Genomic DNA, 20,911 nt, shown 5'->3' with positions numbered 1-20,911 from the left:
ATTGATTACTCAGGAATTATTCAGGATCTTGTACAGAGAATAAACCTGTAGACAGATAACGGTCACCACGGTCACAAATAATGCACACGATTACGGCACCTGGATTTTCTTCTGCCAGCTTGATCGATGCCCAGACTGCACCTCCGGAAGAAGTTCCAGCACTGATCCCTTCTTTTTGTGCCAGCTTGCGCATGGTTTTTTCAGCTTCAATTTGTGGAATATCGATAATACGATCCACACGGCTACGGTCGAAAATGGTTGGCAGATACTCTTCTGGCCAGCGGCGGATCCCCGCAATACTTGAACCGTCAGAAGGTTGTAAACCAACAATCTGAATATCCGGATTCATCTCTTTCAGGTATTTAGATACACCCATAATAGTACCGGTCGTACCCATCGAGCTGACAAAGTGAGTGATCTTGCCACTCGTTTGCTGCCAGATTTCCGGACCAGTGGTCAGATAATGCGCTTCAACATTGTCCGGATTACCAAACTGGTTTAGGACTAGGCCTTTGCCTTCGTTTTGCATTTGCAGTGCCAGATCACGTGCACCTTCCATGCCTTGCTCTTTGGTCACTTCAATCAGTTCGGCCCCGTAAGCACGCATGGCATCCTTACGTTCCTGGCTCATGTTATTCGGCATGATCAGCTTCATTTTGTAGCCGCGCATTGCCGCAACCATCGCTAATGCAATCCCTGTATTTCCACTCGTCGCCTCAATCAGGGTGTCACCTGGCTTGATCTGACCACGCTTTTCCGCCTGCATGATCATGTTATAGGCCGGACGATCTTTCACCGAACCTGCAGGATTATTGCCTTCGAGCTTTGCTAACACTGTCGCTTGAGTGTGATTTGCCAGACGCTGTAGACGTACCAGTGGCGTTTTGCCTACGTAGTAGTCCAATAAAAATTCGTCTGCTTGAAAATCAGGGGTTGTATTACTCATTATTTGCACCTATGTCGAGGTGCGGCTATTGTATGAAAATTTGCATTTCCCTGCACCCATTTAGCCAGTCTTTTTCAGAAAACCGATCAAAACTCGTGCAGCATGGTCTAAAAATTAAAAAACATTATTTCTGTCAGTAGCCTATTTGCAAATTGATCGCTGTTATTTCAATATTTCTCAGGTCATTTCAGATTTAAAGGCTTTCATTTCTTAGCATTTTATACGTTATCTATTTGAATTTTTTTCATATCCAGATTTATTCTTAAAAAGTCTGTTTGATTTGGTATTGCGAAAAACCTTGATGAAATTTTAACTGAAGATTTAAAGCGTGCTAATATGCGGAGCATAAGGAAAACACTGCTTGAATCATGTCAAATATCAATAAAAAGCTGTTTAAACGCCTACACTTAAATCATGCCTATGGCCAGTTGATTGCCCTGATCTTTGTGCCAATTACAATTTTGGCTTGTGTGGGTGCAGCACTGGTTTTGACAGAAACCTCCAATGCAGCCCGTGCCCAGCAAAAACAGATGGCGATTGCCATTCTGACCCGTTTTCAGACCACTTCTGAATCTGCGCTGGATATTGTCAATTACTCCCCCTGGCAGTATGAACAGGCACGCAATGCTATGCAAAACATGCTCAATGAAAAGCATCTGATTCGTGCTGCAATTCTGGATCCTCAAGGCAAAAACCGCCTCGGTATTGGTTTTCAGGATCAGGCACCTTGGCCAAAGTTCAAGCAGGAAGCTAGTTTTGTTGGCCCGATTGTCAATCAGAATAATCACATTTTTGCGGTTCGCATTAATGACAATACGGGCAATCCGGGCTGGCTTGCGATTGAGCTGGACAATCAGCCCCTCGAAATTGCCCGCTACCGCGTGATGATCGTATTGATTGCTACCGGCCTGTTGACCTTGTTGCTACTTTTATTGTGTCTGAATTTCTACTCGCGCCGCTGGATTGCACCGATGTATGAAATCCGCATGCAATTACAACGCCTGAATGCAGATACTTTGGATCAGCATATGGTCATCAACAGTACCGGTGAACTGCGCCTGTTACAGCGCGATATTGCCAATGTGGTAAAACGGCTGCATTTCAGTTTTCTGGAATTGCGCGAACATACTGAACAGACCGAAGATGACTTGCGCCGCACCCTCGACACTCTTGAAGTGCAGAACATCACCTACCGTCAGGCCCGTGACCAGGCGATTTCTGCCAATCAGGCCAAGTCAGTATTTTTAGCCAATATTTCACATGAATTACGCACCCCACTGAACAGTATTGATGGCTTTATTCATTTGCTGCTGCGTCAGGGTAATTTAAGTAATGAGCAGAGTCTGTATTTACAAACCATCCGCAAATCATCGGCGCATCTGCTGGCCCTGATCAATGACGTGCTAGATTTTTCCAAGATTGATGCCGGTAAACTAGAACTTGAAACGGCGCTGTTTGATCTGGAAGAAGCGATTTTTGATGTAATGGACATGCTCTCACCACTGGCAGCGCAGAAGCATATCGATATGGCCTTCTACTATGCCGATAATGTACCAAAATGCGTCAACGGTGATGCACTGCGCTTTAAGCAGATTTTGACTAATCTGATTTCCAATGCGATCAAGTTTACACCGGATGGTGAAATCATTGTGCGGGTACGAATGGAACACGATGATATCGGGCAATGCCTGCTGCATTTTAGCGTACAGGATAGTGGTATCGGCCTCAGCGGCACTGACCGCAAGAAGCTGTTTGAATCCTTCTCACAAGGCGATACCTCAGTTACACGTCAGTTTGGTGGCACTGGATTAGGTCTGGCGATTTCCAAACAGCTAGTCAGTCTGATGCATGGTCAGATCGGCTTTGAAGACAACCAGGAACGCGCCCCAACCGAGAAAGGGTCAACCTTCTGGTTTACCGCCCAGTTCCTGGTCGATGAAGATGATGTGATCGAACACCCAGACTTTAGCAATCTGACTGTGGTCTCTTATCTGGCACATCCAGCGACAGCGAATGTACTGCGTCATTATCTGGAAAACTATAACGTGAAGCATACCGAGTGTGCTTCGATTCTGGATCTGTTTAGCCGTCTGAATCATCTAAAAACTACGACTGAAAATACCTGGCTAATCGTTGATCATAGCGGTGACAGTCAGGCCCTGCTACAGGAAATTCGTGCGCGTTACCATGGCAATCTGGCAGTCTATGGCTATCAGATGCAGCTTGATCCAAATATGCTGAATGAATACCGTGCCCGTGCGCTCTACCAGCCACTTAGCCGTAGTGCACTGATTCAACTTCTGAATAACCAGCCTGTATTCGACCAAGAAGCTCATGAAGACTTCAATGGTCAAGGGCTGCATATATTGGCGGTCGATGACCATTTACCCAACCTGATCGTCCTTGAAGCACTATTGGGTGAACTGAATGTCACCACAACCAAGGCCACCAGCGGTCAGGAAGCGATTGATATTATCCAGAAACGTCATGAAGAAGGTTTAAGTGCATTTGATCTGGTATTTATGGATATTCAGATGCCGGTAATGTCCGGCATGGATACGACCCGTGCCATCCGCTCGCTGGAATCCACCTTTGAAAACCATCGACGTTTGCCGATTATTGCCCTGACTGCACATGCCCTGTCTGATGAAAAGCAGAAATTACTACAGGGTGGCATGGATGACTATGTCACCAAGCCCATTCAGATTGAACAGATCATCCAGATTCTGACTCAATGGACCACGGAAAATTTCCGCAAGGCACCCATGCTAGAACGTGCGAATGTCATTGATGCTCTGGATAGCAATATTCTGGACTGGCAGCAAAGTCTGCAACTGGCTGCCAATAAAGAAGATCTGGCCGTAGATCTGTTGAGAATGCTGGTCGACAGTTTTGAAACTGAACTCAGTGAAATAGAACAGCTGATTGAACTGGAAGATTTTCCACAACTGGAACATGTACTGCACCGGCTCTACGGCGCGACCCGTTATGTTGGTACGCCGAATCTGCAACAGCTGACAGGCAGTTTTGAACAGTTTGTTTCTACCCTACGTAAAGAACGCCGCAAAGCTGATGAAGCCTTTGTTCAGGAGGTGATGAAACGCCTCGATGAGCTTAAAGCAGGCATTGACCAGGTGGAACAGGCTGCACAACAGGTGCTAAATAAGCATATGATCTAATGCGCAAGTTAAGGACAATCACAAAGCGTGACTTAAGTGTCATGCACGTGATCTAACGCACATGCTATGCTCAGGGCAATAAAAATGAAGGGCTTAGCCATGTCACTGGTTCGTTTAGAAAAAAATAATGGAATTGCCACGGTGAGTTTAAACCGTCCGGACAAACGTAATGCCATGAGTTTTGCGCTATTGCGTGAACTTGTTGCAACCGCCAACACGATCAAAAAGGATAAAAGTATCCGCTGTGTCATCCTGACAGGTGAAGCACAGGTCTTTAGTGCCGGGATTGATCTCGCTGATTTAAATAACCCCAAAAATCGTGCCTATGCAGCCTGGGAACTGCTGCGTCCGGGTCAAAGCCTATTTCAGAAAGCATTTTTGATCTGGCAAGAATTACCGGTTCCCGTGATTGCAGCTTTGGAAGGCTATTGTTTTGGTGCAGGCATGCAGCTGGCACTGGCAGCAGATATTCGGATTGCTCATCCACAGACTCAAATGTCAATTATGGAAAGCCGTTGGGGCTTAGTACCGGATATGGGGCTGAGCCGCTCGTTAAAAGGCTTAATCAGTCTGGATCTAGCCAAAGAACTGACACTGACCGCGCGTATTTTTGACGGTAACTATGCTAAGCAGATCGGCCTGATTACTCATGCAGATGAGCAACCTCTAGCAAAAGCACAAGCCTTGGCTGAAGAAATGTTGCAGCGTTCTCCAGATGCTTTAATGGCGTCTAAATATGTGCTGGATGCCATGGAACATCAACCAAATAAATCCTTACGTATGGAAAAAATCTGGCAGTTAAAATTACTCCTCGGCAAAAACAGCCAGTTGGCACGCAAAAAAGACAAAAATCCAGAAGTCCAGTTCCAGCCTCGCCAGTATTCATAAGATCATTATCTCAGTAGATATCGGATAGCATCATGCAGTTTGATCAAACCACTAAAATCGGATTTCTTGGTATGGGCCTGATGGGTAGCCGTATGGCCAGCCGGCTGATTCAGGCAGGCTTTGAAGTTGCTGTCTGGAACCGTACTGCTTCTGCTTGTGATGCATTGATTGCTCAAGGTGCACAGTCATTGCAGCTTGATCAGATTGCAAATTATCCGGTAGTTCTCATCTGTCTGGCGGACGATTTAGCCGTTAAAGCAGTGTATGAACAGATTGAGCCTTATTTGGTTGCACAACAGGTGATTGTGGATTTCTCCAGTTTATCTGTGCAGCAGACGTTGGAACTGGCACAACGTGCGCAGGCCCAACAGGTGATCTGGATTGATTCCCCAGTTTCTGGCGGTACTGCCGGTGCTGAACAAGGCAGTCTTGTTGTCTTTGCCGGCGGTGATGAACAGACTATTTCTTCTTTAGCTGCAATTTACCAAGTCCTCTCGCAACGCGTGACTCGCATGGGTGACTCAGGTACAGGACAAGCGACGAAAATCTGTAACCAGTTAATTGTCGCGGCAAATAGTACGCTGATTGCCGAAGCTGTGGCGCTGGCTGGACGTGCTGGAGTAGATACCACCCTGCTTGCCCCAGCACTGGCAGGTGGTTTCGCGGATTCAAAACCGTTTCAGATTCTGGCACCGCGTATGGCCACCCAGACCTTTGAACCGGTGCAATGGAAAGTTCAGACTTTGTCCAAAGACCTCAATAATGCAGTACAGCTTGCAGCAGCACATGCGCTGAATATTCCGGTTGCTTCTCAAGCTTTATCTCAGCTCAAGGCTCATCAAGAGAATGGCTATAGTGAAACAGATCTGGCCACTGTCATTCAGCACGTTCAATAACTTCATTTTCACGATTATTTCCATATTTAGTGCAAGGAGCTTCAAATGTTAAAATTCGCAGTCAACCTTTCCATGATTTTTACGGAAGTCCCCCTGCTGCAGCGTTTTGCCCTTGCCCGTGAGCATGGTTTTGACCATGTAGAAATCCAGTTTCCCTATGAACTGACTATCGAGCAGATTCAGGCACAGTTGACAGCGCATCAGCTGAGTTTATGCCTGATCAATGTCCCGGCAGGTGACTTGATGCAAGGCGGTCATGGGCTGGCTGGCATACCCGGCAAGGAAATTGAATTTCATCAAGCGATGCAACAAGCGATTGCATATGCAACTGCGCTGAAAGTACCGAGCGTCAATATTCTGGCAGGTAAACAGCCGCTGGATAGTGACCTGTTACCTTGCCTGAATACATTGGCAGATAATCTGAAAATGGCCTGTTCGATGTTGGCAGATCATGGTATTCAGCCAGTTTTTGAGATGATCAATGGGACCGACATGCCACGCTTCCTGGTGCAAAATGTAGCTCAAGCACAGGAAATGCTCGAAGCAGTCCAACATCCAGCCTTAAAGATGCAATATGACTGTTACCATATGGCGATGATGGGTGAAGATGTATTTGAAGCTTTAAAAGAGAACATTGACACAATTGGACACATTCAATTTGCAGACTGTCCAGGGCGACATGAACCGGGTACAGCTATTGTCAATTATGTCGAGATTTTTCAATGGTTAGAGAATAGCCAATATCAAGGCTATGTGGCAGCAGAATATCGCCCGCTGAAGCATTCAGCAGCGTCTTTTGGCTGGAAGACCCGATATTTTGCAGATTGATTACAAACCGAACAATGTGCTGATTTGAAATTTCGGGGCAAAACCGCTATATTAGATCATGCATAATTGTTAGGAAATTATATCCCCCATGAATTTAGAACCATCGCCCAGCGCTTCTAATTCTCACGATCTTACTATGAATTCACACTTACAGACTGTACAAGACTGCTTGAAAGTTGTGCATGCTGCACTTGAAGATGTAAAGGCCAAAGAAGTTGTTGTGCTTGATGTCAGCGGTATGAGCAATGTTGCTGATGCCATGGTCATTGCCAGCGGTACCTCTACCCGTCACATCAAATCTCTTGCCAACAATGTTGCTGAAGAAGCACGTAAAGCTGGCTTCCGTCCACTTGGCATCGAAGGCGAACGTGATGCTGAATGGATTCTCCTAGACCTCGGATATGTAGTGGTTCACTGCATGCTTCCTACAGCGCGTAAATTCTATGACCTAGAAAGCCTGTGGAGCAATGCTCCTGCAGATTCAGTGGCATAAAACAGATTCTTAAAAAAAAGCGGCCCATGGAGGCCGCTTTTTTTTATTCGCTCAAAATAAACTTTAACCGAAAAGATTCAAAGGAGTTGCTGTAAATTAGCTTCTGGATATTTTTGTTTCATCAAATTCTTGGCCTGAGCATAGACCTGATCACTACGTTGGGGGCCATAGAAGTCACAGAATACCTGATATAGACTGGTAATGGCTTGTGCATAAAGTTTTGAAGATACATAGCTCAGCAAATCCGCACTTTTCTGCAATTTCTGACTAGTTTCCTGGAACAAAATCCGGTCTTTTACCAGTTGCTGTACCAGCTCCCTATAAAAGTCTTTCTGATCTTCTAGCTTGACCTGATCAAGAACTGATTCTCCAAACTCAATATAAGCCTGGTACTGTGCCTTCTGATTCAGAGATACTGCCTCTGTATCTTCAGACTCGATCCATTCACTTTTTTCCAGAATGGTCAGTTCATGCAGTACCTGTTTAAGCATATCTTTCCGATTCTGCTTAAGCTCCTCTGTAGTACAAATCTCGCTCAGAAAGCGATTCAGTACAAAAGCAGGCTGCCCGCTATATTCCTGTTCCCAATATCCTACGATCTGTTCCAGGTGGGATCCTTGAAAATAATGCTGTAGCCCACGCTGAATAGCCTGGCGGCGCTGTTCTAGATTGAGCACTTCTGCATTCATATTATACCCTCCTGTCTATTAATGTCGTTTGGTGATGTGATCCGTATCGAAAGTTACATCTCGCTGGAATTCTGGATAAGACAGTTCAGCATGCTCGGTATAGTCCAGACCACGCTGCTCGTGCTGTGCACTCACACGTAGACCACCTAAAATAATATGCAGCACTTTAAATACAATAAATGCCACCCCGAAACCCCAGGCAAATCCGGCACCAACGCCTAGTGCCTGAACAGCAATAATGCTGCTATCAAACATTTTATTTTCATAAAAGATACCGGCAGCTAGCGTCCCCCATGCACCACAAAAGCCATGTACAGTGACAGCATCCACCACATCATCAATACGCATTTTTTCGAGTAATGCTGGCAATACACTAACCAGCAACCCTGCTACCAGTCCGGTTATAACAGCAAACATAGGACTCATTGTGGCGCAACCCGCTGTAATCCCCACTAGCCCGCCTAAGGAAGCATTAATCGTAGTCCTTATTAAAATGGCTTTACGTCGTACTAGGGCAAACAGCATATAGGCCACTGCCGCCGCACACGCTGCGAGATGGGTATTTAAAGCAATCCGCCCAATGCTGACATCCGCATTAACTGTGGAAGCGGCATTGAAGCCAAACCAGGCTAACCACAAAATAAAACCACCTAAGGCAATTAAAGGCAGATTATGGCCGGGTAAATAGTGCACTTGGCCATTGCGGCCAAAACGTCCTATACGTGGACCCAATACAATAATGCCCGCCAAAGCAACCCAGCCACCAATCGAATGCACTACAGTTGAACCAGCAAAATCAATAAAGCCCATGGCTTTGAGCCAGCCTTCACCCTCAAATAAACTCCCCCATGCCCAACTGCCAAAAACTGGATAAATTAAGCCACTCACAAAAGCGGCACTCACCACATAGGCGACAAAATGAATACGCTCTGCCATGGCACCACTGGCAATGGTGGTTGCTGTTGCGGCAAACATCATTTGGAAGAAGAGTAAATTCCAGCTCCAGCTATCTAAATTATCCGGTGCAAAATGTGAGCTACCAAACCACCCGGTATGATTAATCCCGAACATAAGCCCAAAACCTAGCAGCCAGAAAACCAGCCCTCCAAGACAGGCATCCATATAATTTTTCATTAAAACATTCACGCTATTTTTACTTCTGACTGAGCCGCTCTCAATCAGTGCAAAACCCGCCTGCATGAAGAACACCAGAATACCGCCCATCACCACCCAGACACTGTCCAGCGATATCCGGATTTCCTGGATATTTTTTACCATTTCTGCTGGTTCAGCTGCATAGATAGGCAAACTCAGTAGCCCCAGTAAAAACCCTAAATATTTTATTTTTGTCATGTAATCCCCCTAGCTCTTAATGAGGGAATAGCAAGAACAATGCCATACAATCTATGAATTTTTAAATTCTTTGAAGAAGTAATTTAATGATGAATCCATCAAATTTTCACAAATAAATAACTCTTAATTCACAAGATAAATATTTATCTGCGATCAAATATCATTCAATTGTGGTGCATAAAAAATAAGAACAAAAACAAAAAACCACCCGAAGGTGGTTTTTTCTAAATCTTTTAATTCATCTCGACCTTCCTTTTACAAAAGAAGATCTGGAAGAAGATTTTAGGAATTAGTGACCCGTACCATTAATGGCTTTGGTCATATCTTCCACAACTTTCTTAGCATCACCAAAGATCATCATGGTCTTATCGTTATAGAACAGGTCATTGTCCAAACCAGCATACCCTGTTGCCATAGAACGCTTGATCACCAGAATCGTACGTGCCTTGTGCGCTTCCAGAATTGGCATACCGTAAATTGGTGAGCTTGGATCATCTTTGGCCGCCGGGTTAACCACGTCATTCGCACCGATTACCAGCACTACATCTGTTGCCGGGAAATCAGAGTTGATCTCGTCCATTTCCAGAATGTCTTCATATGGCACGTCAGCTTCAGCCAGCAATACGTTCATATGCCCAGGCATACGACCTGCAACCGGGTGAATCGCGAAACGTACAGTCACACCCTGCTCTTTTAACAGGTTCGCCAACTCTTTCACCGCATTCTGTGCACGACCTTGCGCCATACCATAACCAGGTACAATGACTACACTATCTGCATTCGACATCAGGAAGCCGGCATCATCTGCAGAACCTGAGCGATGATTACGTTGTACCTGCTCGCCTGCACCCGCTGTCGCAGTTGCGGTTCCGCCCATCGCACCACCGAACAGAACGTTGATGATCGAACGGTTCATCGCTTTACACATAATGTAAGACAGAATTGCACCTGAAGAACCCACCAGCGAACCAGCAACGATCAGCATGTTATTTTCTAAGGTAAAACCAATACCTGCAGCTGCCCAACCAGAGAAGGAGTTCAGAAGCGATACCACAACTGGCATATCACCGCCACCGACTGGTGCAATCCATACCCAACCGAATACCAGTGCAAGACCGGTCATTGCCCAGAAGGATGTCATGTTACCAGTCAGGAAGAAGTGAATCCCTGCTGCCAGCATTGCGATAAAGATCAATGCCTGAACTGGTTTTACCCAAGCACCTGAAATGGTTTTTGCCCATTTCTTCGCAGCCAGTTTACCGTAAGCAAATACAGAGGCAGTAAAAGTAATCGCACCGACGAAACAACCCACGAAGAGTTCGAACAAATGCACTTTGCTCATTTCATGGAAAGTTACCCTATTTGCAGCTAAAAGGTCTGGACCCAATTCGATTAACTTGTTGTTATGGATAATCGCAGCAATAGCAATCAGAACTGCGGACAAACCGACTAAAGAGTGCATCAAAGCCACAGTTTCAGGCATTTGAGTCATAGGTACAGTTTTCGCACGGGCAATACCTACGATTGCACCAAGCACCATTGCGCCAAGAATCATCCAGATCACCGGATTTTCTGCAACAAAGAAAGTTGTTAGCACTGCAATCGCCATGGCAAGCATACCGTAGCGGTTACCTGCAATTGCTGTTTTAGGCCCGGATAAACCACGTAATGTCAAGATAAAGAGAATGGCACCAATCAAATAGAACCAATTTGCATATTCACGAATGAATTCCATCAATTAGCCCTCTTTTTTCTTTTGTTTTGGTTTGAACATTTCCAGCATACGTGCAGTCACGGCAAAGCCACCGAAAATGTTAATGCTCGCCAGGAATACTGCAATCGCGCCCAGTACGCTCACCACGTTAATGGTCTGGAAGTCTACGCTGCCTTCAACACCGACCATTGGTAAACCAACAGTCTGAATCATCGCACCCACGATAATGATTGAAGAAAGTGCATTGGTTACCGCCATCAACGGCGTATGCAAAGCTGGAGTCACGCCCCATACCACGTAGTAGCCTACAAAGATGGCAAGGACAAAAATCGTAATAGTTTCAACCATGAGTACTCTCCTTAACCACGCTTTAACAGCACTTGGCCGCCGTGAGTGACGAGTAGGGCTTTCTGAATTTCTTCTTCTGGATTGATGGCAAAATTCTTTTCGCTATCAAATAAAGTTTCAACGAAGTTCAAAACGTTACGTGCATATAGTGCAGATGCTTCAGTCGACAAGGTCGAAGGAATATTTGGAATACCCAGAATCTTCACGCCATTTTCAGTTACCACCGTTTCACCGCATTGAGAGCCTTCTACATTACCGCCAGTTTCAACCGCCATATCTAAAATGACTGAACCTGGTTTCATTTTGGCAACGGTCTCGGCACGGATTAAGCGCGGTGCATCACGACCTGGCAATAATGCAGTCGTGATCACAATATCCGCATTGGAAACTGCTTTATCAACGATGATCGCCTGATCCTTGATGTACTGTTCACCAGGCATCCAGCCGTAACCATTTTTAGCCGCATCAGCTGCTTTTTGCTGTTCTTCTTCAGACATTGGTACGTCTAACCACTTACCGCCCAAAGATTCAACCTGGTCTTTAGCTGTAGGACGCAAGTCGGTTGCTTCTACAACAGCACCGAGACGTTTTGCAGTTGCAATCGCTTGCAGACCTGCAACCCCTACCCCCATGATCACGACACGAGCCGGTTTAACCGTTCCTGCTGCCGTCATCAGCATCGGGAACATGCGCTGGTATTCTGCTGCAGCAAGAAGTACTGCTTTATAACCCGACAGGTTCGCCTGAGAAGACAGGACATCCATGTTTTGCGCACGGGATAAAGTACGTGGCAAAAGTTCCAATGCAAATGCAGACACATTCTGTGCCGCGAAATGGTCAAGCTCGGTATTGCGGTATGGGTCAAACATCGCCACAACCGTAGCATTCGCAGGTAATCTTTGAATTTCTTCACCCTTCGGTGCACGAACTTTCAAAATCATCTGGCTACCGGTATAGGCATCATCCGTAATTTTTGCACCAACCTGTTCATAAGCGCTATCGATATAGGCAGCTTTTACCCCTGCACCACGTTCGATAATCACGCTATGACCAGCGCTGATCAATTTCTTTACTGTCTCAGGTGTCGCAGCGACACGATGTTCACCGACGACAGTTTCGGCTGGAATTCCGATTTGCATGAGCGTCCCTCAAGCTAATTTTTTCTTAAGTAAACATCGCAAAAACGATGTTTCCCCTCAGGATGTGTTTTTGTTGAATTTTTGGATTCTAATCAAACTATTCCAAAATACTACCCAATATTTATTTAATAAATAGCCATATTTTGAACTGATGATTCATAAAAATGATGTTGTCATATATCATTTATAAGTTAGGCCCTGCTTTTTTGATCTGCTGAATTTATAAACGATATTCATTCTCTTGAAGGATATTTCCTTTTTTGTTCATTTTTTCTTAGCTTAAGTTTTGTTGCACTTTGTTACATTGATCATTCTGACAGTCATTCCATTTTTTTTGCTGTAATCCTTCCCTTTTCCGCCATGCCAGAATGCCCTAATTTAGGCACTTTTATTGGGCACTTTTTGATTCCTTGACTTCTTTGACAAATTTAACTGAATTATAATGATTCATTTGGAACTACTGAAAACCATGTTTTCCTATAACTTTTTCCTTTTTTAATCATAAAATTTTTAAATCAGTTGAGTTTAATGTTTCATTTAATTGGCTCTTTTGACTTATTCTACTCAAGTCTAAAACTACGCTATTAATCGTTAAAAAATAATTTTTGAGTCATTTATTATATTAATACCTTAAACTGGCTCAGCATCATAAATTGTCAAATTTGCACTATATTTGTGCAATAAAATACAGTTTTATCTCGGACTCAATTGCAATGTTTTTCTTCAGTGCCGTTTCGACAACTTAAGATACTTTGTAAGAAAAAAAAGATTAAATACGCATCAGTTATGGTTTTGAAGATATTCAGAGATGGTAATAACCAGATCTGTCTTCAATTTCTGTTGTATTTTTCTACTTTTATCATGTGCTATTTTGACCTATAGTGCCTGCAATCTTTGCATCTTTTTGATGCCATTATCAAAAATAGTTTTCCGCTTCTTATAAGGTAGCTGTCATGAATCCTGCACTGGATATCAGTCAAAATAAGCCTTTGCTCTGGCTGATGGCAATTGCATGTGGTCTATGTGCTGGGGCGAATTATTACTGTCAGCCTCTGATTTCATCAATTCAGCAACATTATCAGGTACCTGAATCGCAAGTCGCCCTGACCGTGACCTTTGCTCAGGTGTCTTATGCACTGGGCCTGCTGTTCATCGTGCCATTGGGTGACATGCTGAATAAGACCAAGCTGATTCCTGCCCTGATGTGGGGGGCTGCGCTGGGACTGATGATCTGTGCCACAGCAATCAATTTGCCTATGCTCTGGTTAGGGACGGTTATCGCCGGTTTATTTTCTGTGGCGGCACAGGTGCTGATTCCTTTAGCGGCCATGACGGTCAAACCGGAAAAAACTGGTGAAGTGATTGGCTTTCTGATGAGTGGTTTACTGGTCGGGATTTTGCTGTCGACCAGTATTGCCGGATTACTCTCTGACTTGTTTCACTGGAAAGTCATCTATGCATTGAGTTCAGTCTCGATGCTGTGCCTGGGAATCTATTTACGTGGGCAGCTACCGACGCTGCCAAAATTCAGAATCAGCTATGCCAGAATTTTCCACTCTATGGGCAGTCTGTTGGCCCAAGAACCACGACTGGTATTTCGTTCTCTTACCGGTGCTTTTGCCTTTGCTGCGATGAGTATTCTGTTCTCTACCATTGCCCTGCTATTAACACAGTCTCCCTTTCATCTGGCAGATGTTATGGTGGGATTAGTCACTTTAGTAGGAGTTTTTGGCGCATTATCAACTCAAGTGATTGGGAGATGGGCAGACCGAGGTTATATCAAACTGCTGAGCTGGATTGGCTGTTCAATTCTGGCAGGCAGCTGGCTGTTTCTCTATTTTGGTGGCACATCCTTGATTAGCTATATCGCAGGTTATGCGCTAATTAACCTGGGACTGGCGATTACCCATAGCTGTAACCAGAATGTAATTTTCCGCCTGCGTCCGGATGCCAAATCCCGGATTAACTCTATTTATATGACCCTGTATTTTATTGGAGGTGCCTGTGGCTCTGCAGCGGGAGTATACGCGTGGCATCATGGTGGCTGGAGCATGAGCTGCCTAACTGGACTCATATTTGCACTAGCTGCCACCGTCTTTGCCCTGATTGATCAGTTTTATCATGCGCGTATAAAAACCAACTAATGATCATCTAATTTACTTGCACCACTGGATAGTAGGCTTTGCCGGAATCCATCACTGCTGCATGTTCCAGCAATATATAGATAAAGGTGTTCAGCAAGGCTGAAAATAGACTACAACTTTCCTGCATCTGCTTGCGGCATACAGCACTAGCATAACTCACTCCACCCTGCAGAATTTGTTGCCTTAAAGTAGTGAAACATTTAAAAACTTCTAGCAAAAGCTTCATTATGTCTTGCTGTTCTACTGCTTTTTGAATCTCTATTTTCTGTTGCTTCAGCATTTCACGACAATCACTTTGGCTAATCTTATTGTGTTGATAATCCCAAAAGTGCTGAGTGAGATATTGATTATCCAGTAGTGCATGCAGCGTAACCTCATAACGACCCAATAAAATTTGAAAAATTCTTTTCTCCTGATCCTTGCTAAGGATGAGATGGAGAAATTGTGATAAGGCCTGCTGATCAAGACTATCTTCATTTTCCTGTACATAAAGAGCATTCAGACCAATCCACAGGCTCAGAAACTGAAAATCATAATCGGCCTGTAACTCTACCGCTTTTCTTAACCAGCTTAGACTGCGTTGAATACGCAGATTGAAATATTCTGAATGCTGAGCTTTTGTTGTTTTGTAAATCTCTTCTAGTAACATCATTATTTTTCTCCTTTTTTATCCTGTTTTCTTTATCTTAAACTCTTTTACTGTTTAGTAAACTATTCCTTGACCTCTGCATCTATTTGAATGAATTCAATACTTTTTAATTTCCTAGAAGGCTTTCTTGCAGTGCTAGTACTCAGCCATGAAGCCTGATTATTTTTATGCTAATATTGCGCCCTCTTTTACTGGTCGTATCACTGCCGGTGAGCGCCCAAAGACCCAACGGCGTGCTGTCTCTTCCATTTCTAACTTAAGGCGTGATTTTGAATGACTGATCTCAAAACCATTGAACAACAACTTCAACCACGAATCAGTGTTGCGCCGATGATGGACTGGCAATAATCATATTTTTATTAATATAAATTCAATTACTTATAATTATTATAAAAACCATAGTTGCAAAATGGTTGCACACAAACAAAAAAATAGCCCTCAGTCCGAAGACTAAGGGCATGAAAATAAGTGGACCACCTGTTAATAACGCTTGCTGTTAAATACAGATTTGGCGAAGTCAATAAAAGTAATAATTACCTTTGCCCAACGCTCCCAGTTCTGGCCAAGATCCGTGATAAATGATTTCAAGAAAGCCAGAACCCAAATTTTTTTATCCGCTCCAGAATCACGTTCTTTTTCTGCTGCATCCATCGCATTTGCAGCCGCTTCATAGATTTCACGGCCAACCTTAGCTGCTTCAACAAATTCAGAAACAGCACTCGCAATTGTCAAAGCTGCCATTATTTATGCCCCTTTTCATATTCAATCAGAACTTTGGCCACAGCTTTTGCTGCGATCCAATAACGTGCCTGATATGCAGCAAGCTCATCTTCATTTGAGATGAAACCAAGTTCTACAATCAGACCACCGGCATTGATATAGCCCAGACTTCCACGGGCCGATTGGCTTTGATCAATCCAGCCATTGTTACCACGTAAGCGGCTACCCAGTGCTGAAGCCACAGCTGCAGATAGATCCTGTGCTAATTTCTTATCTTTTGGCAAGGCAATTGTCTCTACTCCATTCGCTTGTCTCGAAGTCGCAGCATTCATATGGAATTCAACCGCAACACTAGATCCTTTGATCAACTTGATGGCCGATGAAAGCGGATCATTCTGTGATCCGGTACCATCGTTTTTGACTTGGACACCAGCTTCACGCAAATAAAAAGAAACGGCATTACGGAAGTTAGTCACTAGGTCAGCTTCTTTGATCTTACCATTTACTGCACCTGGATCAGAATTACTATGGCCTGCCGTAATGGTGGCAAACCCCAAAGGCTGATGCAAACTTGGCTGATACCACTTTTTACCAAGCCATGATAAAAAGACCATAACACCACCTGTCACGTAGGCATGGTACTCAACAGGGATTACTTTAAAGTCCATCGCCCATTGCAATGCCGGAATAATGACAAGTAATAAAAAAGCTCCCAAAATTGGGAGCTTTACAGAAAGATACTTCCAGGCACTTTGTTCAATTAATTTCATTTGACACTCCAATTCGCAGCCTTATTCTTAAGCCAGTTTTCAATAAATGTACTTCCAAGAATTCCCAGAGCTGATGCAATTGCGATCAAAGCCAGTGGATGAATATCCGGAATTTGTAATAAGACCCCACCTGCCAAAACGGATGAAGCCGATCCTAAAATAGTCCGACCTAAAACAAGTCGAACAGTTAGCCTTTCCTCAGATACCAGAAGTTTGGACAGGCCAATGACAGCCCCGATCACGACAAGCATCCAAAATGTTTTTTCATGCTCCTGCATGATCCCCCCTAAATTTTGGTAATAAAAAAGCACCCGGAGGTGCTACTTAGCTGTAATTTGAAGATTTAAAAAATTAAAAGTATTATTACTATTGGGTATCTTGTTAATTGAAGCTGCATAGCCACCCAGCGCTTGTGTTTCAGCGCTTGTTTTTCCACCAAAACCACTCCAGTAATACCCATCAACAGTATTATCGCCGGGATAGCTATACATATAAACTGTCGGCTTTTTAGGTGAAAATAACAAAAGACTAGACGGGGTTGCTGTAACAAGTTGAGCACTGCCATATGTAGCAAAACCTACTGTCGATACCACCTGCACAAAGAATCCATCTACCTGCATTACATCAACTAAAGGCGTTGTGAATTGAATTTGTGTATTAGAATCACCATACCCTCTTACGCTAATTGGCGCACTACCTAAATCAAAATTAACCTCATTGACAGGTTTGCTAGGTCTTAATATCACGCAAGCCTTGGGTGAAAACGACGCTGTAATTGGTATGCTTGTCGCTCCTTGCGATGTCTTGGCGATCTTGAACCATGGTTTAATCTCGTGAGTTAAAGCCCCTAGATGGGCTTGGGTGAAGCCGTAACTACTCAACTCGTTATCGGTTCCATTCTTCAAGACAATGATAATATCGCCTGCATTATGCGCAGGGATTTGCAGTGGCGCAGGCGATGAGGAGCTATAAAGTCGAACCGGTGTTGTTGCTGAACTAATAAAATCTAAAACAGCAAACGTTTCGACAGCAGCAAGAACCTCAAAGCATTCAGTAAAAACCTCCTGCTCCCCCAAAAAGCAGGACAGCATGTAAAAATACGTTTGACCGTATTCAACGTCAAAATCTTCATAGACTAAAGAGCCATCAAGTATTTCTACAAGAGGCTCAGGCCTTGAATAAACATCAAATGGCGCAAGGCTTTTATATATCCGCACACCCTCGATAATCACATTATTATCAGACCACGAGGTTTTGATTTTTACACTCATAATTCAAGCACCTCAAAAGTAACATCGCTTGGAGCCGCAAGGTTTGAGATAAAAATAGTATGATCGAATGGGCTTAAACACTCATAATCATCGCGCACAGTTTTCAATAAAATCCTGATTTTTTTCACACCTGGACTCATCCCCGCTTCAGTTAATATAAAATTATTCACGGCAGTGACATTTGCATTTTGTGTTGATAACTCTAAATCATCTGCACCATACTCAGTCACCGTGAGCAATGTCTGAGTGCCGAGTTCAAGTCCAACAGATCCCTCAAAATAACCAATAATTTCACCACCAGTCTGCTGCAATCGATTTCGATCAGACCACGTAAGTTGTAAACCACCATCGATATAGAGCGGCATAAATGTGTTGTTGATTTTCACATTGGCTGGCGGATAAGGTCGAATAGCACGAGATTGAATTTCAACCGCTACTCCTGTTGAAAGCTCTTGAATCCCACTCGGCGTTGTTGTTAAAACCTGCGCTTCAACAATTTCGCTTTGTGCGTATTGAGTAGAATCAAAAGCAACATCAGGCAAGTCAAATACAAATAAAGATCCGCTATTATGCTTTTTAGGCACAGTATCCAACACACCGCGATTCACACTTAAAACCTTTGTTTCATCATCAAAACCCACAAACCCCATTAATTCATCATTCAATAAAATCAAATTGTTTGAGTTTGTTGTTTGGGTTAATGAGCCAGTGACCACAAACGATGAGGTAGTTTCAGTAATCGGCTGATCAAGCTGTAAAATATCGCAGTAATCGAGCCGGGAAACTTGCTCAAATTCACCAGCACCACCATCCGTATAAAGAAGCGCATTAAGTGAATTGCTTTGTGGTTTAGCCGCAATTGCTGTGACATAGCCAATGTCCGGATTATTGGATAGCTCTAAATCCGTATTTGTTTGGCCAGCACGGAGTACAGTTAAATAATATGGCGCTTCAAATACTGCACTGATGTTTGGTTGTGGTGGTCGTGGCCCAACATCAACAGGAGTGTCAACTACAATACTGGTGTCCATTTCGCCTGAATAGGGAATTACTTCTTCAAAATCAATAGTTACAGTGTTGTCAGTGCTGTTGCCTAAGTTAATCTTCATGATTCGAACTAAAATAGTTCCATTCCATTTGCTCGACCACGGCAAACGAATTAAGTCGTAGCGGTTCCACTTTCTAGCCTCTTTCCAGCCAGTCGCAAAACTACCGGACCATGCGGGGGTGGAAAACTGCTTTAGCTTCCAGTTCGCCACAATTTCAGCATTGCGCATATTCATGAAATACGGAAATTCAACAGACTCAGCATTTGCATGACCCATTGTTAAAATCGAGCCGTTCTCATAAACAGAAAAAGTAGAGTTCTTGATGCGCGCTCTGTCGTAATATGTGACATTGAGCTGATTCACAATGTCATCACTATTCATGACTTCAAGAGATAAATCTTTGATCTTGTTTTCTGCAATATCGTGAATTTCATCTTCAAAAAACCAGTCGTCACGGAACAAAACCATCTCATAAAGACCGGTTTGGCGATTAACACGAACACCAGCTTCAATGTGATAACAGAGTTCCTCAATCGCCTCAATACATGACTTCTCATCAATCGCCCATGAAATCCCCAATCCTTCCTTCCAGATTCTATTTGCAGCTTGCATGAAATTTGCATTATTGATGTCGGTTTCAGGCTTCCCCATTGCAGTATCATCGGTAAGTATTTCTCGGATTTTATGAATTGGATTCATTTCCCCGGAATCGGGCGTTGGAACTGGAACAAGATATCTCTTTAATACCGCATAATCAGTATTTACAACGCGCTTACTACTCATACGCACACTAAATGAAGATCCGATGAAATCAATGGTATAAACCAACCAACCGTCATATGGATCAACGTGGGAAAATGTTCCACCTGTGATTGACACACTGGCCATGTTTTGAGTTCTTATCTTTATCTCGCCAACCCATCGGCTTAAGCCTAGTATTGCACTTGACTCCAAAGTGGCTATTTCTTCATCTTCAACACTACTTGTGCTCCACCCTATCCCGGGGAAGCTCACTGTCTTTTTATCACTAGAAAGTATGGCTTGGCCGTCTCCACTTACTACAACACTTCCATTCACTTTGATAGATCTTGAGATTATTAGACCCTCAGGTATCTCTTGGGGTTCGGCATTTGGATTTGTTGGCGATGATTCAATCCCGCCACCTTCGGGAACCTCAGCTTTTATGTCATACCACTGCACATCCCCATTATTTTTCACATGAATCCGCTTCACCCATAGCAGCATCTCTTTCATGTAGCCGGAGTTACCGAGGTAGAAGGAATTGTGGCGATGTGCTTGCAGTGATCCAATTACACCACCAATTAATCCACCGTCTGTCTTCACTCCACCAAGGCCACGAAAGACTAAGTATGATTGATAGGGGTAGCCAGAAACCAAGGGAAAGTATTTCTGATACTCTGCATTTGGCTCTGCATCTGGCAGTCCTGGATGAATATCTACAATTCCTGCAACACCACCTTCGTTTTCTCCATATAAAGAAGGCTTGTCAATTATTAATGAGCTACTGTTATCGTCTTGATCTTTTACAATCCAGCCACGGTTATCAAAATTAATCCCGATAAACTTTTCAATACGATTCCCGATAAATGCTGCAAACTTCGCATAGTAGCGATAGCCAACAACTTGTGAACTACTTCCGCCCATTTCTCACTAACTCCACTACCTGCAAAGCCATTGCATCTTTTGAACTCTCGACAACTGACAGCTCAATCCCGTTTTTAAGAAAATCCTGCCAGTCCCAGCCTTGACGCAAAAAAAATGCCCGGGCACCTGCCGAGCACATTTTTGCTTTTCTAATATCAGACATATAGATT

Annotated in this window: 19 protein-coding genes; 6 read left to right on the top strand and 13 right to left on the bottom strand. The window is 43.8% G+C overall.

Going from position 1 to position 20,911, the window contains the following annotated elements; genetic code table 11:
- Positions 1 to 16: 16 nt before the first annotated feature.
- Positions 17 to 946: a cysteine synthase CysM gene (gene cysM, locus FSC11_RS02715; RefSeq protein WP_163165010.1), complete on the bottom strand. Its 930-nt coding sequence runs from the start codon at positions 944 to 946 to the stop codon at positions 17 to 19.
- A gap of 368 nt (positions 947 to 1,314) precedes the next feature.
- Between cysM and FSC11_RS02710 the strand changes: the two genes are divergently transcribed.
- The 5 genes from FSC11_RS02710 to rsfS all read left to right on the top strand — a co-directional run bounded on the left by FSC11_RS02710 (position 1,315) and on the right by rsfS (position 7,230).
- On the top strand, positions 1,315 to 4,125 hold the full coding sequence (locus FSC11_RS02710) for a GacS-like sensor histidine kinase (RefSeq protein WP_163165008.1): 2,811 nt from the start codon (positions 1,315 to 1,317) through the stop codon (positions 4,123 to 4,125).
- A gap of 99 nt (positions 4,126 to 4,224) precedes the next feature.
- Complete coding sequence (locus tag FSC11_RS02705) at positions 4,225 to 5,013, top strand: crotonase/enoyl-CoA hydratase family protein (protein ID WP_163165006.1); 789 nt, start codon at positions 4,225 to 4,227, stop codon at positions 5,011 to 5,013.
- Positions 5,014 to 5,045: 32 nt separating this feature from the next.
- Positions 5,046 to 5,909, top strand: a complete 864-nt coding sequence (locus tag FSC11_RS02700; protein WP_163165004.1) for an NAD(P)-dependent oxidoreductase — start codon at positions 5,046 to 5,048, stop codon at positions 5,907 to 5,909.
- Positions 5,910 to 5,954: 45 nt separating this feature from the next.
- Positions 5,955 to 6,737, top strand: coding sequence for a hydroxypyruvate isomerase family protein (locus FSC11_RS02695; RefSeq protein WP_111810318.1), 783 nt, complete (start codon positions 5,955 to 5,957; stop codon positions 6,735 to 6,737).
- Between the two features lie 88 nt (positions 6,738 to 6,825).
- Entirely contained in the window at positions 6,826 to 7,230 is a 405-nt protein-coding gene (rsfS, locus tag FSC11_RS02690) for a ribosome silencing factor (RefSeq protein ID WP_004816041.1), read from the top strand.
- A 77-nt stretch (positions 7,231 to 7,307) separates the two neighbouring features.
- On the opposite strand, the gene FSC11_RS02685 is transcribed toward rsfS, so the two are convergent.
- From FSC11_RS02685 to FSC11_RS02665, 5 genes are all read right to left on the bottom strand, one after another.
- Positions 7,308 to 7,919, bottom strand: coding sequence for a hypothetical protein (locus FSC11_RS02685; protein WP_163165002.1), 612 nt, complete (start codon positions 7,917 to 7,919; stop codon positions 7,308 to 7,310).
- A gap of 18 nt (positions 7,920 to 7,937) precedes the next feature.
- Positions 7,938 to 9,272, bottom strand: a complete 1,335-nt coding sequence (locus FSC11_RS02680; RefSeq protein ID WP_163165000.1) for an ammonium transporter — start codon at positions 9,270 to 9,272, stop codon at positions 7,938 to 7,940.
- A gap of 289 nt (positions 9,273 to 9,561) precedes the next feature.
- Positions 9,562 to 11,007, bottom strand: a complete 1,446-nt coding sequence (locus tag FSC11_RS02675) for an NAD(P)(+) transhydrogenase (Re/Si-specific) subunit beta (protein WP_163164998.1) — start codon at positions 11,005 to 11,007, stop codon at positions 9,562 to 9,564.
- Between the two features lie 3 nt (positions 11,008 to 11,010).
- Positions 11,011 to 11,334: a proton-translocating transhydrogenase family protein gene (locus FSC11_RS02670; RefSeq protein ID WP_004783638.1), complete on the bottom strand. Its 324-nt coding sequence runs from the start codon at positions 11,332 to 11,334 to the stop codon at positions 11,011 to 11,013.
- Between the two features lie 11 nt (positions 11,335 to 11,345).
- Positions 11,346 to 12,473 (bottom strand): Re/Si-specific NAD(P)(+) transhydrogenase subunit alpha, encoded by a 1,128-nt coding sequence (locus FSC11_RS02665; RefSeq protein ID WP_163164996.1) that lies wholly within the window; start codon positions 12,471 to 12,473, stop codon positions 11,346 to 11,348.
- A 953-nt stretch (positions 12,474 to 13,426) separates the two neighbouring features.
- On the opposite strand from FSC11_RS02665, the gene FSC11_RS02660 reads away from it, so the two are divergent.
- Positions 13,427 to 14,617, top strand: coding sequence for an MFS transporter (locus tag FSC11_RS02660; RefSeq protein ID WP_163164994.1), 1,191 nt, complete (start codon positions 13,427 to 13,429; stop codon positions 14,615 to 14,617).
- A gap of 7 nt (positions 14,618 to 14,624) precedes the next feature.
- Here FSC11_RS02660 and FSC11_RS02655 read toward each other — a convergent pair whose 3' ends face one another.
- From FSC11_RS02655 to FSC11_RS02625, 7 genes are all read right to left on the bottom strand, one after another.
- Positions 14,625 to 15,269, bottom strand: a complete 645-nt coding sequence (locus FSC11_RS02655; protein WP_163164992.1) for a hypothetical protein — start codon at positions 15,267 to 15,269, stop codon at positions 14,625 to 14,627.
- A 477-nt stretch (positions 15,270 to 15,746) separates the two neighbouring features.
- Entirely contained in the window at positions 15,747 to 16,007 is a 261-nt protein-coding gene (locus FSC11_RS02650; RefSeq protein WP_163164990.1) for a hypothetical protein, read from the bottom strand.
- A complete protein-coding gene (locus tag FSC11_RS02645; RefSeq protein ID WP_163164988.1) occupies positions 16,007 to 16,756 on the bottom strand; it encodes an N-acetylmuramoyl-L-alanine amidase in 750 nt (249 codons plus the stop codon). The genes FSC11_RS02650 and FSC11_RS02645 overlap by 1 nt, the downstream gene beginning before the upstream one ends.
- The gene (locus tag FSC11_RS02640; RefSeq protein ID WP_034702970.1) at positions 16,753 to 17,034 is read right to left on the bottom strand and encodes a phage holin family protein; all 282 of its coding nucleotides are present in this window, start codon (positions 17,032 to 17,034) and stop codon (positions 16,753 to 16,755) included. Before FSC11_RS02640 ends, FSC11_RS02645 begins: the two co-directional genes overlap by 4 nt.
- Before the next feature lie 42 nt (positions 17,035 to 17,076).
- Positions 17,077 to 18,027, bottom strand: a complete 951-nt coding sequence (locus FSC11_RS02635) for a hypothetical protein (RefSeq protein ID WP_163164986.1) — start codon at positions 18,025 to 18,027, stop codon at positions 17,077 to 17,079.
- Positions 18,024 to 20,741, bottom strand: a complete 2,718-nt coding sequence (locus FSC11_RS02630; RefSeq protein ID WP_163164984.1) for a phage tail protein — start codon at positions 20,739 to 20,741, stop codon at positions 18,024 to 18,026. The genes FSC11_RS02635 and FSC11_RS02630 overlap by 4 nt, the downstream gene beginning before the upstream one ends.
- Positions 20,728 to 20,904 (bottom strand): hypothetical protein, encoded by a 177-nt coding sequence (locus FSC11_RS02625; protein ID WP_227591002.1) that lies wholly within the window; start codon positions 20,902 to 20,904, stop codon positions 20,728 to 20,730. The genes FSC11_RS02630 and FSC11_RS02625 overlap by 14 nt, the downstream gene beginning before the upstream one ends.
- Positions 20,905 to 20,911 lie beyond the last annotated feature (7 nt).

The organism is Acinetobacter schindleri (assembly GCF_010918895.1).
Taxonomy (GTDB): domain Bacteria; phylum Pseudomonadota; class Gammaproteobacteria; order Pseudomonadales; family Moraxellaceae; genus Acinetobacter; species Acinetobacter schindleri.
This window is presented reverse-complemented; position numbering and strand designations above follow the sequence as displayed.